16 protein-coding genes are annotated in these 16,626 nt (G+C 45.9%); 1 reads left to right on the plus strand and 15 read right to left on the minus strand.

Translation table 11 applies throughout. The annotated features are described in order from the left end of the window. Positions 1 to 203: 203 nt before the first annotated feature. The 6 genes from MKY54_RS21725 to MKY54_RS21750 form a co-directional block, all read right to left on the minus strand. A complete protein-coding gene (locus MKY54_RS21725; RefSeq protein WP_076278374.1) occupies positions 204 to 866 on the minus strand; it encodes a response regulator transcription factor in 663 nt (220 codons plus the stop codon). Positions 867 to 903: 37 nt separating this feature from the next. Beyond that, positions 904 to 3,834, minus strand: a complete 2,931-nt coding sequence (locus tag MKY54_RS21730) for a PAS domain S-box protein (RefSeq protein ID WP_339187898.1) — start codon at positions 3,832 to 3,834, stop codon at positions 904 to 906. A 96-nt stretch (positions 3,835 to 3,930) separates the two neighbouring features. Then, positions 3,931 to 4,686 carry an RNA polymerase sporulation sigma factor SigF gene (sigF, locus tag MKY54_RS21735; RefSeq protein ID WP_036676059.1) on the minus strand — a complete coding sequence of 252 codons (756 nt, stop codon included), beginning with the start codon at positions 4,684 to 4,686 and terminating at the stop codon, positions 3,931 to 3,933. Positions 4,687 to 4,697: 11 nt separating this feature from the next. Then, entirely contained in the window at positions 4,698 to 5,153 is a 456-nt protein-coding gene (gene spoIIAB / locus MKY54_RS21740) for an anti-sigma F factor (protein WP_036676058.1), read from the minus strand. Then, complete coding sequence (gene spoIIAA / locus MKY54_RS21745) at positions 5,150 to 5,503, minus strand: anti-sigma F factor antagonist (protein ID WP_036676057.1); 354 nt, start codon at positions 5,501 to 5,503, stop codon at positions 5,150 to 5,152. Before spoIIAA ends, spoIIAB begins: the two co-directional genes overlap by 4 nt. A 175-nt stretch (positions 5,504 to 5,678) precedes the next feature. Next, positions 5,679 to 6,815, minus strand: a complete 1,137-nt coding sequence (locus tag MKY54_RS21750; protein ID WP_235219379.1) for a D-alanyl-D-alanine carboxypeptidase family protein — start codon at positions 6,813 to 6,815, stop codon at positions 5,679 to 5,681. 374 nt (positions 6,816 to 7,189) lie between these two features. Between MKY54_RS21750 and MKY54_RS21755 the strand changes: the two genes are divergently transcribed. Beyond that, positions 7,190 to 8,203 carry a serine hydrolase gene (locus MKY54_RS21755; protein WP_076310281.1) on the plus strand — a complete coding sequence of 338 codons (1,014 nt, stop codon included), beginning with the start codon at positions 7,190 to 7,192 and terminating at the stop codon, positions 8,201 to 8,203. A gap of 110 nt (positions 8,204 to 8,313) precedes the next feature. Here the strand turns inward: MKY54_RS21755 and MKY54_RS21760 are convergent, their stop codons facing one another. The 9 genes from MKY54_RS21760 to MKY54_RS21800 form a co-directional block, all read right to left on the minus strand. Beyond that, the gene (locus MKY54_RS21760) at positions 8,314 to 9,645 is read right to left on the minus strand and encodes a pyrimidine-nucleoside phosphorylase (protein ID WP_036676056.1); all 1,332 of its coding nucleotides are present in this window, start codon (positions 9,643 to 9,645) and stop codon (positions 8,314 to 8,316) included. 161 nt (positions 9,646 to 9,806) lie between these two features. Next, positions 9,807 to 10,625 (minus strand): purine-nucleoside phosphorylase, encoded by an 819-nt coding sequence (locus tag MKY54_RS21765; protein ID WP_036676055.1) that lies wholly within the window; start codon positions 10,623 to 10,625, stop codon positions 9,807 to 9,809. A gap of 49 nt (positions 10,626 to 10,674) precedes the next feature. Continuing rightward, complete coding sequence (gene deoB / locus MKY54_RS21770) at positions 10,675 to 11,853, minus strand: phosphopentomutase (protein ID WP_076276683.1); 1,179 nt, start codon at positions 11,851 to 11,853, stop codon at positions 10,675 to 10,677. A 242-nt stretch (positions 11,854 to 12,095) separates the two neighbouring features. After that, on the minus strand, positions 12,096 to 12,989 hold the full coding sequence (gene xerD / locus MKY54_RS21775) for a site-specific tyrosine recombinase XerD (RefSeq protein WP_339187903.1): 894 nt from the start codon (positions 12,987 to 12,989) through the stop codon (positions 12,096 to 12,098). Positions 12,990 to 13,148: 159 nt separating this feature from the next. Next, complete coding sequence (locus MKY54_RS21780) at positions 13,149 to 13,382, minus strand: DUF4227 family protein (protein ID WP_339187905.1); 234 nt, start codon at positions 13,380 to 13,382, stop codon at positions 13,149 to 13,151. Positions 13,383 to 13,545: 163 nt separating this feature from the next. Then, positions 13,546 to 14,010, minus strand: a complete 465-nt coding sequence (locus MKY54_RS21785) for a Fur family transcriptional regulator (RefSeq protein ID WP_036676051.1) — start codon at positions 14,008 to 14,010, stop codon at positions 13,546 to 13,548. Positions 14,011 to 14,100: 90 nt separating this feature from the next. Then, positions 14,101 to 14,751 (minus strand): stage II sporulation protein M, encoded by a 651-nt coding sequence (gene spoIIM / locus MKY54_RS21790; protein WP_036676050.1) that lies wholly within the window; start codon positions 14,749 to 14,751, stop codon positions 14,101 to 14,103. Positions 14,752 to 14,833: 82 nt separating this feature from the next. Continuing rightward, a complete protein-coding gene (locus tag MKY54_RS21795; protein WP_339187908.1) occupies positions 14,834 to 16,033 on the minus strand; it encodes an endonuclease Q family protein in 1,200 nt (399 codons plus the stop codon). After that, entirely contained in the window at positions 16,024 to 16,596 is a 573-nt protein-coding gene (locus MKY54_RS21800) for an NUDIX hydrolase (RefSeq protein WP_076308426.1), read from the minus strand. Before MKY54_RS21800 ends, MKY54_RS21795 begins: the two co-directional genes overlap by 10 nt. Between the last annotated feature and the right edge of the window lie 30 nt (positions 16,597 to 16,626).

Raw genomic sequence — 16,626 nt, forward strand, 5'->3', positions numbered from 1 at the left:
TCAGCCCCTCATTGGCGTTAATCATTTTTTAGTAATTCTTAGGAACTATTTCATCATATACGGTAAGCAGATTAAGGTAACCGAAAAAAAATAGCGCGACCACGCAAAAATATTGCGTCGTCCCGCAAAAAAAGCGCAGACCAAAAAATCCCGCCTCACAGCACCGTGAACGGGATTTTGATCTATTTGTTTGTTACGAATTTTCATAGTGAATTGTTGAAATCGGACTCCTTCAATATGCCCAGTCGTTTAGCTTTTATTGCCGCTTCAATTCTTGATTTCACATTTAGTTTTTGGAACAGACTCGTTAAACTGTATTCCAGCGATCGTTGACTCATAAGTACAATCTCTGCTATTTCCTTGTTGCTTTTTCCTTTTGCAATCTCTGTCAGCATTTCATGCTCTTTTTTGCTTATCTTCGGGTTTGCTTGGTCAATATTAACCTCCATTCCTTTAGGTGATACTTTTCTTAACTGTTTAACTAGGGTATGAGGCAAAATGACATCTCCCCTTAAAGCACAACGCACTGCTGCAACCAACTGCTCTCTATTGGTCGTTTTTGAAATAAATCCAAACAAACCCGATTCGATCATCAAGTTGAATTTGTTTGTAATTTCGTATCCGGTATAGATTAAGATAATCGCGTCTGCGTTTATTTTTAAGACTTCCTTCGCCAAATCAATCCCATTCCCATCAGCGATATGAAGATCAAACAGCATCACGTCAAACGTATGGCTACCCACCATGTTAAGCGCCTCATGGGCTGAATTGGCTAGGGTAACCTCCATATCTCCCTCTTGTTCCAGTATCATCTTAGTCCCTTCCATGACAGAGGGATGGTCGTCCACTAACAAAATTCGAATCATGCCTAATACACCCCTATCCCCTTATTATGCCCCATGATTAATCTGCAGGTATGGATATAAAGACAGCTAATCCCTTATTCTCTGGCGAAAGAAATCGTATGGTTCCATCCATACTGCGAACCCTTTCTTTCATCCCATAAATCCCCATGCTCTTAAGAGAATCCTCTCCTAAAAGGCTCATTCCAATTCCGTTATCTTCATAATCCAAAAGCACCTGTTGCCCTTCGCTAGCTAAGGAGATACGTACTTCTGTGGCACAGGAATGTTTAGCTGCGTTAGCCAAAAGTTCCTGCACAATACGGTACAGACCTATTAGAATCTCGTCTTTTAACTTATGCTTGAAAGCTGTTGACTCAAAATAAATCTGATAGTCGTTCCGCAGCTGAGCAAATTCAAACAACGTCTCAAGTGAGGAAGCAAGCCCCTCATTGATTAATGCTGGTGGCCTAAGCTCATTGCAGATCATCCGCAGTTCATAGATAACATCGAGTAAACCTTCTGTGATCTGTTCTAGCTGTTCCTTTAGTTCCCCCGTAACGGATTTATCACTTAAAAAATTATCAAGCTTACGATACCAGATGATCTGTTCTTGAAGTGCTGAATCATGTAAATCTTGAGCCAGCCGTTTGCGTTCATTCTCGGATAAATTAAACATAAAGCGCAGCAACCATGTCGGAGCTTGCTCGGAAGCCGCTAACTCAAGGTCCTTAGTTAGATCTTCTATGAGCAAAAAATTATCAAATAGCACACTAACATAACGGGTAATCGTCTTCAGCCACACTCGAACAGAACCTATTTCTAATAAAATAGACTTCTCATTAATGGATAGAATATAGCTTTTTCTTCGGAACTCTCCGATCTTCAGTGAATAGCCCCGCTCGGTCTCAATAATCTCGCATATTTTATCATGGTTATCTTCAACTTCAACCATACAAATATTGGTAACCCGCAAGACCTCTCTAACTTCTTTCAGTAATCGTTGTTCCATGTGACTGATCTTCATCGCACCAAACAAATCTTGCGAGAATTGATCAAGACTCATCTGTAAGTTGAAATACCTTTCCTCGCTGTTCCGAATGATCTGCTCTGTAAGCTGTCTTTCCACCTCAATTTTTTTTCGATCACTGATATCCCTAAAGATAGAGATACATGCAACCTTACCCTTGTATAGAATTGAGCTAGCTGTTACTTCTACATCGATAATAGATCCATCTGACCGCACGACCTTTTGTTCAACAGGAGCTAATATCCGATTGGGTCCATAATAGATTTCACGCATCCGATCTCTAGCCAGCGTTATATAGTCCGGGTGGGCCCAATTAAAAATAGAGGTGCCAATCAATTGATCCTCACTACAAACTCCAAACAATCCTAAACAGGAAAAATTCACATAAAGGAATTTATATTCACTATGGAGTACTACCGCTTCAGGTGACATATCAATAAGCAGCCGATTGAGTTCCTCGCTTTCTCTAAGTTCACTCTCCATCTGGACCCTTTTTGTAATGTCTCTCGCTACGATCACAATACTAACTACTTCTCCATCCTCACCAAGAACAGGTGTACCCAAGCATTCCAGGTCTATAATGTGACCTTTGATGTGAATAAACCGATTGTAAAACATCTTACATACTTTTGTCCGAAAAATATCCAAGATCTGTTCCCGCAACACTTCTTGTTCATCAGGATGAATATACTCCAAAATAGTTGTGTTCTTTATTGAACCTACAGGAAGACCAATAATTTTCTCACAAGAGGACGAAGCAATAATGAAGTTCCCTTGCTGATCCAGAACCCCAATCATATCCTCCATATTCTCTGTAATAAGCCTGTACTCCGCCTCCCGCTGAGCCAGCCGCTTTTCTACCTCCACAGATGCAGTGGTATCTCTTGCGATAACAAAGGTACCCACAATTTGATTGTTTTCATGTACAGGGATGTTTTTCATCGACCAATGGTTAACTAATCCATTCTCGCGGACAGAAGTAACCGTATAATGCTGCAGAACTCCGCCAACCGTTTTCTCAAAATAATCAGACATCATATGCGAATTCTCTGCGCCAAATAAATTCACAATGGATAAGTTCTCTCCGAATCTATTAAAAGCTTCTCCAGTAATTTGCTCTGCCGCTGGATTGATAGCCACAATGCTGCCCTGCATATCCAATTCACACACGATATCTGGATTATGGTCAAACAGGGATTTGTAGCGCTGCTCGCTTTTTAATAGAACCTCTTGCATCTGCTTTTTTTCCGTATGATCGATTAAGATCCCATTGAGCCGTACCACTGCCCCTGTCTCATCCATACTGGGAATGATCCTGACTTGGACCCATCGGAGTTCACCGCTGGCATGGATGATCCGATATTCACTGAGATTGCTTATTCCTTGCCCCACTGTAGTTATAATCTCTTGAATTAAAGGCCGCTCTTCTTTAGGAGCAATTCTTAGCCAAAAGTCATCTTCCTTCGCCTGTTCTGGTGAATATCCCGTGATATTGAAAATCGCATCCGATATGAATAACATTTTCCGTGATACGTAATCGTAAGACCAAATCGCCACATCGATCGTAGCAAACATCTGCTGATACAGAGAAAAGCTACTCTCTAACTGGGCTTGAGCATTTTTTTGTTCCGTGATATCTATGATGACGCCATCTATTCGACAAACCTTATGCTCTTGATTAAAAACGGGCGTGCCTATACTTTGAACCCACTTCAGCGCTTTTGCAGGTAACTGCATACGATACTCAAGATTACATAGGTGACCAGAGTATAATTTATCTATATAAGCATCAAACCGTTCAAGATCCTCACCGTACACATATTCACGTAAAAAATTGGGGTTATGCGTTAAAGCATGATCTGAACAGTCCACCCATTTCTCCAAAACATTCGACATTGTCAGCAAATTCGCTTCCATGTCAATAGACCATGAGGTCATATCCTTGTCGCCAAGTGAATGCATATTGAGATTCCCTCCACATAAAAAGCCCCCCCTTTTCGGGGCGGCTTTTTCTTCCTATTCGCTATTTCGCAAGCGTCTTTACATTTTAGCCATTATCTACTGAGCAATCTGCTCGCGGATATTCTGCAATATTTTCTTCTCCAGCCGGGATACCTGCACTTGAGAAATCCCAAGGCGACTGGCAACCTCTGACTGCGTTTGGTCACGGTAATACCGAAGATAAACAATCAGCCGTTCACGCTCGCTGAGACCTCCGATAGCCTCATTCAGTGCCAGCTTATCAAACCAGCGTTCCTGTGATTCGTCAGCGATTTGATCAATCAGTGTGATCGGGTCGCCATCATTCTCGAACACCGTCTCGTGAATCGAGGTCGGTGGCTTGTTAGCTTCCTGAGCAAATACCACTTCTTCAGGGGTAACCCCCAGTGCCTCAGCAACTTCACCGATGGTAGGCAGACGGTCCAGCGTCTTAGACATTTCATCCTTCATCTTGCGGACCTTATTAGCCATCTCCTTAAGAGAACGGCTAACTTTCAAGGTTCCATCGTCGCGAAGGAAACGCTGAATCTCGCCAATGATCATCGGCACGGCATAAGTGGAGAATTTGACCTCATAGCTGAGGTCGAACTTATCAACGGACTTCAAGAGCCCGATGCAACCGATCTGGAACAAATCGTCAGGTTCATACCCGCGGTTCATAAACCGCTGCACTACCGACCAGACCAACCGGATATTGCAGCTAACTAGTGTGTCTCGGGCAAGATTATCTCCGGCCTGACTGAGCGCGATAAGACGTTTGACCTCCGCATCGTCCAAATAGGTCGGCGGAGCTTTTTTTGACTCTGCATCCATGGCTCCAACCCCTAATTGTATAAAGCTTTTTTCGAAACGATGGTTTTCTTCATTGAGATCGAAGTGCCGTGTCCCGGTTCACTAGTGACTTCAAATTCATCCATGAAATTCTCCATAATGGTAAAGCCCATGCCCGACCGCTCCAGCTCTGGCTTTGAGGTATATAGCGGCTGTTGTGCCAGCTCCAAATCCTCAATGCCCCGTCCCTGATCCTCAATGGTTAAATGTACCGTTTCGTTGTCCAGCGAAGCTGAAATAGTCACAATACCTTCCGGATCACTATCATACCCATGAATAATACAATTGGTGACCGCCTCCGACACGACTGTCTTCAGATCATTCAGCTCGTCCATTGTAGGATCAAGCCTAGAAACGAACGCCGCTACAACTACACGCGCGAATGATTCGTTCTCCGAGAGTGCAGCGAACTGCACGTTCATGAAGTTACCAGCCTTACCATTTGTCATAACGCAACCTCCAAATCCGAGAGTGCAGTGCTCTCGTCGTCATATAGGGGCATGATCTTGAACAGGCCTGACATTTCCAGAAGTCGCTTCACAGGTGCCGTTGCATCACACACCACCATTTTGCCGCCTTTACTATGGATCAGTTTATACCTTCCCAGAATTACGCCGAGACCCGAACTGTCCATAAACTGCAGATGCTTAAGACTAAGGATCAAATGCGATACCTGACCCCGCATAATCGCTTCATCCATATCCATTCTTACAAAATCGGCGGCATGATGATCGAGTTCCCCAGATAAACGGACAATCAGCACACCCCTGTGATGCTCCATTTCCACATTAGAATTCATGCTTGCCACTCTCCTCTTCGTTGCTTTGAAAACTTGGCCTTAAGAGACAGTACCCATTCTCTTCAAGGACAAGGTTTCTACGTGGCAAATCAGGAATCCTGCCTCACGACAAAACTAGAAGAAAACCCCTATGAATCTACAAAGCACATGGGCGCAATCTACAAAAAAGCTCTTTTTAATCCATGCCGAACATCGAGCCTGTTGTACGTTTAAAGAGCTTCCACCAGCCTGCTTTTGCCACAGCTTCCCCTGCTTTAAGTTCATACTCTTTAATCACTTGGGTTCCTTGGTAGACAACCAGCTTGCCTATGGACTGGCCTTCAGCCACTGGTGCCTTCACGCTTTCTGGAAGTACTAGTTCGTGACGAATGCCTTCTTGCGTCACACCTTTTTTCAAAAGAACACTATACGTCTCTTTCGCCGTAATCGGCAGCTCGGACTTCACACCCTTCTCAATCTTAAGGGTACCGATAGCGTCCCCTTCTTTGTGAATAGTGTGGATCTTATATTGCGAAAAGAGATAGTCAAACATGCCCGACACTTCACTGTTACGTGTCTTCGTGTTCGGCTCACCCAGCACAACAGCAACAGCACGCAGACCGTCTCTTGCAGCCGTAGCGGATAAGCAGAATTTTGCTTCAGCGGTATATCCTGTTTTCAGTCCATCAGCGCCTGTATAGAAACGTACAAGCTTGTTCGTGTTTACCAACCAGAATGGTTTGGTGGAATCCTTACGCAGATAATCCTGATAGGAACCGGTATATTTGATAATTCTATCATGCTTTAAAAGCTCCCGGCTAATTACCGCAATATCGTAGGCTGAGGAATAGTGATTAGCAGCTGGAAGACCGTTGCAATTGGCAAAGTGGGTATCTTTCAGACCCAGCTCTTCCGCTCTTTTATTCATCAGATCGACAAAAGCGCTCTCCGAACCCGCTATTTTCTCTGCCATTGCCACAGATGCATCATTACCGGAGGCCATAGCGATGCCTTTGAGCATCTCATCCACCGACATTTCTTCACCAGGCTCCAGGAAAATTTGCGATCCGCCCATCGATGCGGCATATTCACTCGTGCGCACCTTATCCGTCAGTTGCAGTCTTCCTTCATCCAGTGCTTCCACCGTAAGCAGCATCGTCATAATCTTCGTAATACTTGCGGGAGGCAGCTTATCATGGCTGTTCTTCTCATAAATAATAGTGCCAGTGCCTGCATCCATCAAAATCGCAGAACGCGCACCAGGCGCAAGATCTACAGCGGCAGCATTACTGCCAGAATCCTTGCTTTTTTCCTCAGCATAAGCACCTGACATCGGTCCTAGAACCGACACAACGATACAGAGCACAAGCACAGCAAAACGCATTTTTCTCACAATGGTTCCCCTCCTGAACGTTAACCTTCATATCACAGGTACTGTGTTCCAGTTTCGTCAGAAAGGGTGGGAATTATTCCATTTCCAAGTAAATAACTATAATAATTTATCGCAAGAAGTAATGATGTTGTCAATAAAAAAAAGCCCAGCAGCAGTTGCAGAGCATTTTTATTATAGGGGAGATCAAAAGTTAATTCAAATTTTAAGTATTTCCAATTTTTCCGTACTCAATTAACCTCCCTTTAAAGGAAAATGTAATATTTTAACGAATGGTATTTAAGAACTTAACTGCTTATAGAGGAGTGAATATACAGATGAACCACCTTGCAGATTGTATTGAAGCAGAAGCTAAACAGAACAATTTCTCTGGTGTAGTGCTGGTACAACAACCTGATAAAAAAGTCATCAGCAGTTGTTACGGTTATGCCAATAAGTCGGATAAGCGCGAAAACAATGTTCATACTCGGTTCGGCATTGCTTCCGGGTGTAAAATATTTACCGCGATCGCTGTCTGCCAGCTGGTCGATCAGGGATTGATTTCTTTTGAAAGTAGACTATTAGATTATCTGAAAAAGGTAGAGTTCCCTCTCTTTAGTCCCGACATCACCATACATCAGCTGCTTACGCATAGCTCGGGTATTCCGGATTATTTTGATGAAACAATTATGGATGATTTCGAGGATCTGTGGAAGGCACGGCCTATGTACACCTTGCGACAGCTTGAGGATTTTGTGCCGATGTTCCGGACTCTTCCCATGATGTGGACCCCTGGCGAACGTTTCCACTACAATAATGCCGGCTATATCGTGCTAGGCCTTCTGGTAGAGAAGCTGAGTGGAATGTCTTTTTCCGATTATGTAGAGCAGCACATCTTTAAGCCTTGCGGAATGGAGCAATCCGGTTACTTTACGTTAGATGCCTTACCTGCCAACTGTGCACTAGGATACATAGAGGAAGAGAACGGAAACTGGAGAACCAACATCTACTCAATCCCGGTAAAGGGAGGCGCTGACGGTGGAGCTTTCGTCGCTGCCCCCGACATGCAGCTATTCTGGAGCGGGTTAATGAACCATACATTATTGAGTCCAGTACTCACTTCATTATTGCTTACTCCCCATGTACATGTGGATGGCGAAGGCTATTATGGTTATGGTGTATGGATTACCCTCCGCGAAGAAAAAGTGTTCAAATTTCACATTATGGGCTATGATCCCGGTGTTTCCTTCCGGTCGGCTATCTATCCAGCTAGTGGCGAGGCTGTGGTCGTATTATGTAATACAAGCAGCGGGGCTTCGCTGATATTCAATAAGATTAATAATCAGTTATAAATATTGCACCATTGAGCAAAACGCAAAGAAGCGACCTTCCCGTTATGGGAGGATCGCTGCTTTGTTGTTTGTTTAAGGCCATAGCCATGACAATATTTATATTGCCTAGGCTAGTACCGTGTTACCCCATCTTTAGTAACAAGTGCAAATACCAAAGGTTGGGCAGGAACAGGTTCAGAAGTGATACGGTAGGCTTCTAACACCTTACCTTCAGCTTCCTCTACTTTCTTCTCACTGGCATCATTGATATGCAAGACTGCAAGCGTCTCGCCGATCTCTACAGCATCTCCAACCTTTTTAGAAAGTTGAATCCCCACAGCCAGATCGATTACGGATTCCTTAGTTTCACGTCCAGCTCCAAGCAGCATAGCCGCAACGCCAATTTCCTCGGCCTGAATCCCTTCTATGAACCCTTTGGTTTTTGCTTTCACTTCAATGAATCGCTTAGCCGTAGGGAGCTTCTCCGGAGAATCAATTTGCGATACATCTCCACCTTGTGCCTTCACGATTTGTTTGAACTTCTCTAGCGCACTGCCATCTTCAATATGCGTCATAAGAATCGAACGTGCCTCCGCTTCATCCTTGGCTTTGCCGCCAAGAACAAGCATCTGACTGCCCAGAATAAGACAGACCTCCTGCAGATCCTTCGGACCGTGACCCTTCAAGGTCTCGATTCCTTCCTTAATTTCCAACGCATTTCCGATCCCGTAACCAAGCGGCTGGTCCATATCACTGATAATCGCAACGGTATTGCGACCCAGATGCGTTCCAATGTCAACCATCGCCTGAGCGAGTGCTATAGAATCATCCAGCGTCTTCATAAAAGCACCGCTGCCTGTTTTGACATCCAACACGATCGCATCCGCACCTGCTGCAATCTTTTTGCTCATCACAGAGCTTGCAATAAGGGGGATGGATTCAACTGTTGCAGTTACATCCCGAAGGGCGTACAGCTTTTTGTCTGCGGGTGTAATGTTACCCGACTGGCCGATCACGGCAGCCCCGATCTCCCCTACTTGGTCAAAGAAACGCTCACGAGCCATCTCGATAGAGAAACCACTGATGGACTCCAGCTTATCGAGCGTGCCTCCAGTGTGCCCAAGTCCGCGGCCGGACATCTTCGCTACCGGTACTCCAGCAGAAGCTACCAAGGGTGCCAGTACTACAGTTGTTTTATCGCCCACTCCGCCTGTGGAGTGTTTATCAACCTTAATGCCTGCAATTGGGCTAAGATCTACTTGATCGCCGGACATCGCCATTTCCATCGTTAGATCGCCGGTTTCCCGCGCGTTCATGCCTTGGAAATAAACAGCCATTGCCCATGCAGAGAGCTGATAATCAGGCACTTCACCTTTACTGTAGCCCTGAATTAAAAAGGAAATTTCCTCACGACTCAGCTCTCCACCATCTCTTTTTTTCTGAATAATATCTACAGCTCTCATATTACACCTGCACTTCACGGACAATTGCGTGAGCAAGTCCGATAAATTTTGGTCTAGTCAAATTAGTTACCTTCATTATCTGTTCAAACGTCAATGGCTCAAGCTCATTCACTTGTGTCATAGATTGGACCTCCCAAAAATTCATAATGCAGTACCCGAAATTACATTTTCGGAATAAAGCCCAACACCAGCTTCAGGAAACGCTCACGCACACGATCTGCAGTTTCCATAACCTCTTCATGGTTGAGCGGTTGATCCAGAATTCCCGCAGCCATGTTAGTAATACAGGAGATACCCAATACCTCGATACCTGCATGCCGGGCAACAATGGTTTCCGACACAGTAGACATGCCCACAGCGTCAGCCCCTAGATGACGAAGCATTACGATTTCAGCAGGTGTTTCGTAGCAAGGTCCCAGCAGACCTGCATATACGCCTTCTTTGAATTCGAAATTCTGCTGCGCTGCCGTTTCCTTCGCTACCTTGATCAGGCGGCGGCTATAAGCGGTTGACATATCCGGGAAGCGCACGCCCAGTGCAGGATCATTAGGTCCTATTAACGGGTTCCGTCCCGTCATATTCAGATGATCCGTAAGGAGCATAAGATCGCCCGGCGTGAAATCTGTGTTCACTCCACCAGCAGCATTAGTTACTAATAGGCTGGCTATACCAAGTTCTTTCATAACCCGAACAGGGAATGCCGTAACCTCCGGTCCATAACCCTCATACATATGAAAGCGGCCCTTCATCATCACGACACGGCGTCCTTCAATCATACCGATCAGCAGTTCTCCCTCATGCCCTTCTACAGTGGACACAGGGAAGTGAGGAATCTCATCATATGGAATGCTGATTCCATCGGTGATCAGGTCTGCCAGCACACCGAGTCCTGAACCAAGGATCAATCCAATTTCCGGAGCCACCGGACATTTGTCTTTTATATAAATGGCTGCTTCTTGAATTTCTTTTTGAGTTAACATGCTATGGATGATCCTCCTTAATGAATGTTGTGGCGCAACCCACATTCTTTTATTGCAGTTTCGCTAAAAAGCTTGTCCCATACTGCGGCGCCTTCGCACCGAAATTATCAGCAATGGTTGCAGCAACATCCGAGAAGGTCTCACGAATACCCAAGCTATCTGGATGCTTAAGGCGTGGGCTGTAAATAAGCAGCGGCACATATTCACGAGTATGATCTGTTCCACTATGGATTGGATCATTCCCATGATCTGCTGAAATAATCAACAGGTCATCTTCACCAAGCGTGGATAGAATTTCAGGCAACGCCTGATCGAATACTTCCAGTGCATGACCGTATCCTTCCGGATCGCGGCGGTGTCCATATAAAGAGTCAAAATCCACCAGATTCGTGAACAGCAACCCGTTGAACGGTTGGCGAAGCTGCTCAATGGTAACTTCGATACCATGTTCATTGCTCTTCGTAGGGTAAGAAGCTGTAACCCCTTCACCTGTGAAAATATCGTTGATCTTTCCTACCGCGATAACATCTTTTCCGATATCAGCCAGCGAATTCATTACCGTTGGTTCCGGTGGTTTCACGGCATAATCATGGCGATTCGAGGTCCGTACGAACTTTCCTGGTTCGCCAACATATGGACGAGCAATAACGCGCCCTACGGAGAATTCAGGAGCCATAGTTAGCTCACGGGCGATTTTACACGCGCTGTATAGCTCTTCCAGTGGAATGATATCTTCATGTGCCGCAAGCTGGAATACACTGTCCGCAGAGGTGTACACAATCCAAGCTCCGGTCTTCATCTGCTCTTCGCCATATTCAACTAAAATTTCCGTACCGGAAGCCGGTTTATTACCGATCACTTTCCGGCCAGTTGCTGCTTCGAATTTCTCAATCAATTCTGCCGGAAATCCATCCGGATACGTATTGAATGGAACCTCAATTTTCAGCCCCATCAGCTCCCAGTGCCCGGTCATCGTATCCTTACCTACAGATACTTCCTGCATCTTGCCATAATATCCAGTTGGTGAAGCTACAGGTTCAAGCGGCGACAGCGGAGCAATATTAGCTAATCCTAACTGCTGAAGGTTAGGCAGTTTTAATCCGGGAACACGGTTCAAAATATGGCCAAGCGTATGCGACCCTGCATCACCAAAATTCGCAGCATCTGGAGCTTCTCCGATACCTACACTATCCAAAACAATAAAACCAATTCGTTTAAATGAGGACATATTGTCTTCACTCCTTTTTTAATATAGATCGTTCGTTCATTCGTTTGCACCAACAAGAAGAAACGGCTGTACCTTCTCCCGGAAGTCAGACGCTTCCGTAGCTAGCGATACAATGTATCGCCTGTCAGGTATCCGTTTCTGCCAAAGGATAACCTGTGGAAAATTACCCATTCCCCAGTCTATCCTATAAGTATGATTCCATCATAACTATCTTACTCACAAAAAGCATCTTTGAAGCATGATCAGCGAGCTCTGGGATGATGGCTCTCATATACTTCCTTCATATTCTTACGCGCGATACCGTTATAAATCTGAGTCGTCGAAATATCAGCATGACCCAGCATTTGTTGTACGGAACGCAAATCCGCTCCACCTTCCAGTAAATGGGCGGCAAAGGAATGCCTAAGCGTATGCGGTGTAATATCCTGCTCAATGTTTGCTTCCCGAGCGTATTTTTTTATGATTTTCCAGAACCCCTGGCGGGTTAAACGCCCACCTAGGCTATTCAGGAACATGGCCGGCTCCTCCTGATGATCACGAAGCAGCTTGTCCCGCATAAGAGAAGTGTAAGCTGCTACACTCTCTGCAGCAATGGTTCCAATGGGAACCACTCGTTCCTTGCCCGAAGTCCCTGTACAACGCGCAAACTTCATGTCTGTATGCACATCGTCTACGTTAAGAGAAATTAATTCAGAAACCTTTATCCCCGTTGCGTAGAGCAATTCCAGCATAGCCTTATCGCGCATCCCTTGTGCTGTACTCACATCTGGAGCAGCTAGCAGCCGCTCAACCTCCGAAACCGCAAGCACCATAGGTGGCTTCTTATCGGGCTTCATGGTTTCCATGTCCAGTGTTGGATCCTGCTCAATTAAACGTTCCTTCAGCAAATAATGAAAAAAGGCCCGCAGGGACACCGCGTTTCTGTTGAGCGTTGCAGTGGCTCTTCCCGCTCCGCGTAAGGAGCCAAGATATAACATCACATGAGATCTTCGGATTTCTTCGGGCTGCTCACCCCCCCGCTCTTCAGCAAACTCTAGAAACTGCGATACATCCCTACCGTAAGATTCCAGTGTATTCGGGGACAAGCCTTTATCTCCGGACAAATAATGTAAAAAAGGCTGCAAGTGTGACTTCATTATTTCACGCTCCTGTCCTGGCGCAGCTACTCTTAGTGTCTTCCTGCAGCACATTCAGCATGAGGCTTCAGCAGATGTGTACACAACTCTTACTCTGCATAAATCCACCCTAGCTTTCTTCGACATTCTTCTCGCTTGTTCCTGCTTCCTGCGTAGCTTTCATTCTCCGAACCAGTAATAGAAACGCAAGCGCTGCCGTGCATCCAGACCATCAACACCAACCTCGGCGTGATCAAATGCCCGAACAGCGGTGCCTTCAGGAATTCCATAATTCTCTATCGGACTGAGCCATTCCCCTAGCCAGCTCATAGCATAGTAGAGTAAATAGCTTAGAGCCACAAACATGATCATAAAATACAGCTTACGCACTGTTTTGGGCACAGAAACAATCATAAGGACGCCTCCTATTACATATAAATGAATTCTGCTCGTCCTTCATTTTATGCTCCAAAAAAGGCTGATATGTATGGCTCTAATAGACTAATCATTTAAAAAGCCCCCTCCGGTATAGGAACCGGGGAGGACTTGTGAAGTTAATTCTTAATATAAGATAACTTTAGGATGGATTTCCGTCTGTATTGTTCTTATCAGTACAGCGGTAGCAAATCCCATGGAAATCAAGTCTATGATCAAGCACTGTGAAATTAAACTCTTTCTCCAGTCGCTCTTCCAGCGGACCGAGCCAATCCTCGCGAATCTCATCCATACTGCCGCATTGCACACAAATTAAGTGATGATGATGATGCTTCGCAGTATCTGTTCGCAAATCATACCGGGCTACACCGTCGCCGAAATTGATCTTTTCTACGACATGAAGCTCACTGAGAAGTTCGAGGGTACGATACACAGTCGCAAGACCGATCTCGGGAGCTTTCTCCTTCACGAGCATAAATACGTCTTCCGCGCTAAGATGATCTTCCTCATTCTCCAGCAGCACTCTTAAGGTCGCTTCCCGTTGGGGTGTAAGCTTGTATCCTTGGGATTGTAACTGTTGCTTAATCTTGTCTATCCGTGCTTCCACCTGTCTCCCTCCCCCTTGGATAATTACCGCACCGGTCTTCAAACCACTTCTTCCATTATAGGGGGTGTCGCTTTCAGAAGTCAAACGCTTTTACTGCACAGTCAAGGTCGTCACCGCTTGTACAAGTGAAGGCGTGACCCAACGCATCATGGTTGGTGTAACCCAGGTCTCAAAACATGAAATACCCAGGATCAAAAGCGCCATCACAAATGACAATATAGTGTACATGGTAAAAGGACGAGTCACTGGCGTCCGGCGCTGTCCCATCACCCGGCTGCGGATCATCTGCAAGGAAAAAGCTATCGCAGCTGCACTGCTAACCAGCAACACAGGGATCAGCACCAGATTATGTGGAGCCACAGAGACTAACGCGAACAACATCCCATGCCAAGAATATTGACTGACCAGACAGCCAACCGTAAAACCGATCAGTACCCCTTTTAAAAAATCAAGAATCAAAATTCCCGGCAGCCCAATGACCGACAGCCCAAGAATCCAGATCAGTCCGATCCATTTCAGATTCAAGGCCGCTATACTCCAGTACGAATCAGGTGCGGCTGGCAGACCTTGCTGATCAACCGTAACAAAGAAATTCCCCAGATAATCCCCCAGCTCCTGCTGCTGATCCATCGTAAGCGCACTAACGATAAGAGCTCCAAACACAACACCTACCAGAAATAATACGCCGACAAAAATATACAGAGGCGTCTGTTCCTTCATCATCAGCCGTAAATTACGCATTTGGGACGTTCCCCTTTCCGGTTACATGTTACACCATATGAGAAAACGTCCCGCGATATGACTTGTCCTTCAGGTAATGACTCTACTTTCTGGGCTGAACCACTTTACCGTACGTCCCGCCACCGCCTGCTGATAGCTCCAAAATTCCAGAGCGGGCCTGGACGATCATCGACGCCAGATCCGCACCTACAACGCTGGCAATTTCCGCTTCACCACAACCATGTAAAATGTTCATCTCAGTTCCAAACGCTTGCAGTAACGCGTTCATCTTCGCCTTCCCTAACCCCGGGATAAATTCAAGCGGAACCTGATAATGATAGGGTGGACGGTCAGCAGGCACTAACGGGGTCTTGCGGTCCGCAATATCTAGGATCCGGTCGAAGACACCTCTAACCAGCTTAAGACTGCCGCAATATTGGCAACGGTCCGAGTTGACATAAGCCTCATCAATAATACTGCCACAGCCCCCGCAATAGCTCCGGTGGTATTTGCCAAGCCGCGGATTAAGTCCGAAATTAGCACTTACCTTCCGCCCATCTTTACGTTCCAGTGCAAGCCGCAGTTCAGCGAACGAAGGCCGTGCCAGCTCCATCACATTATACTCACGCCCTAACTTACCCAGTGAATGCGCATCTGAGTTGGTTAGAAACGTGAAATTATCCAGCTCAGAGAGATATCCAGCCATTTCGGAATCTGCACTCAGCCCAAGTTCAACCGCAGCTATGCGGTCCAGATCAAAGATGTCCGCCATACGCTCGGCAGCACAGCCGTACAAGCCCTTGTGAGGCGTGAAAATATGTGCAGGGATAAGAATGCCTCCCCGGCCGTAAATCTCATCCTGAAGCTCCCTAGCCGGAGCATACAGGCGTTGGGAACTTAGATTCACGTTCCGCATATAGCGGCTCATCCACGCACTAAAGTCGGTCATGCGTTCCACGTCCGGCATGTAAGCGAGCACATGGCACTCTTTTCGCCCTGGCTCGCGGATTTCAATCTCTGTTCCCAGAATGATCGTAGTCCCTCGGTAAGCAATGCCTCCACCTTCAGCTAATGTCATCTCTCCAGATTCCAAAGACCGCTGAATATCCCGCAGGACGCCAGGTGAATGACTATCTATAATACCGATCATTTCTAGTCCTTTGCGCTCTGCAGCTTCTTTGGCAATGCCCGCAAAGGTAAGCTCGCGGCTGCCGCTAATTTTGACAGCCTGACCTTCCGACGTTCGCCCAATATGAACATGCAAATCGCAATAGAAACTCTTCAGTTCAGTTGTTAATTCCATTGGCCTGTCAGCGTGTATAGATGCCAAGCGTACACTGCCATCATCGTTTTTGCATCCGCGATGCGCCCGTCAGCCATATATTGATACGCTTCGTCCAGGGTAAGCTCCGAAACCTCTAGAAATTCATCCTCGTCCAGTGACATGTCCCCTGGTTGAGCGTTAGTAGTCACATACAAATGAATAATCTCATCGGCGAAGCCGGGAGAAGTATAGAAAGATTTAAGCAATTTCAGATCTCCACTGTGAAATCCAGTCTCTTCCTGAAGTTCACGACCAGCCGCAACTAATGGATCTTCACCTTTATCCAGCTTCCCAGCCGGAATTTCTACCTCAGTGCGTTGCATGGGCTGACGGTATTGCTCTACAACAAGCATTTTGTTGTTGTTTAAAGCAAGCACCGCTACGGCGCCGGGATGCTTCACAACTTCACGTGTCGCAGTATTTCCATCAGGCAGTCTCACTGTGTCCACCTGCAAAGATATAATCTTCCCATCAAAAACTGGCTGTGTAGACAATGTCACTTCATCAAGCTCGGGTTTGCTGTGCAAATGTTGTTCTCCCATAAAGTTTCTGGTCTCCTTTTTCTCTATTGT

Origin of the sequence: Paenibacillus sp. FSL P2-0121 (genome assembly GCF_037975345.1) — a bacterium.
Taxonomy (GTDB): domain Bacteria; phylum Bacillota; class Bacilli; order Paenibacillales; family Paenibacillaceae; genus Paenibacillus_AQ; species Paenibacillus_AQ odorifer.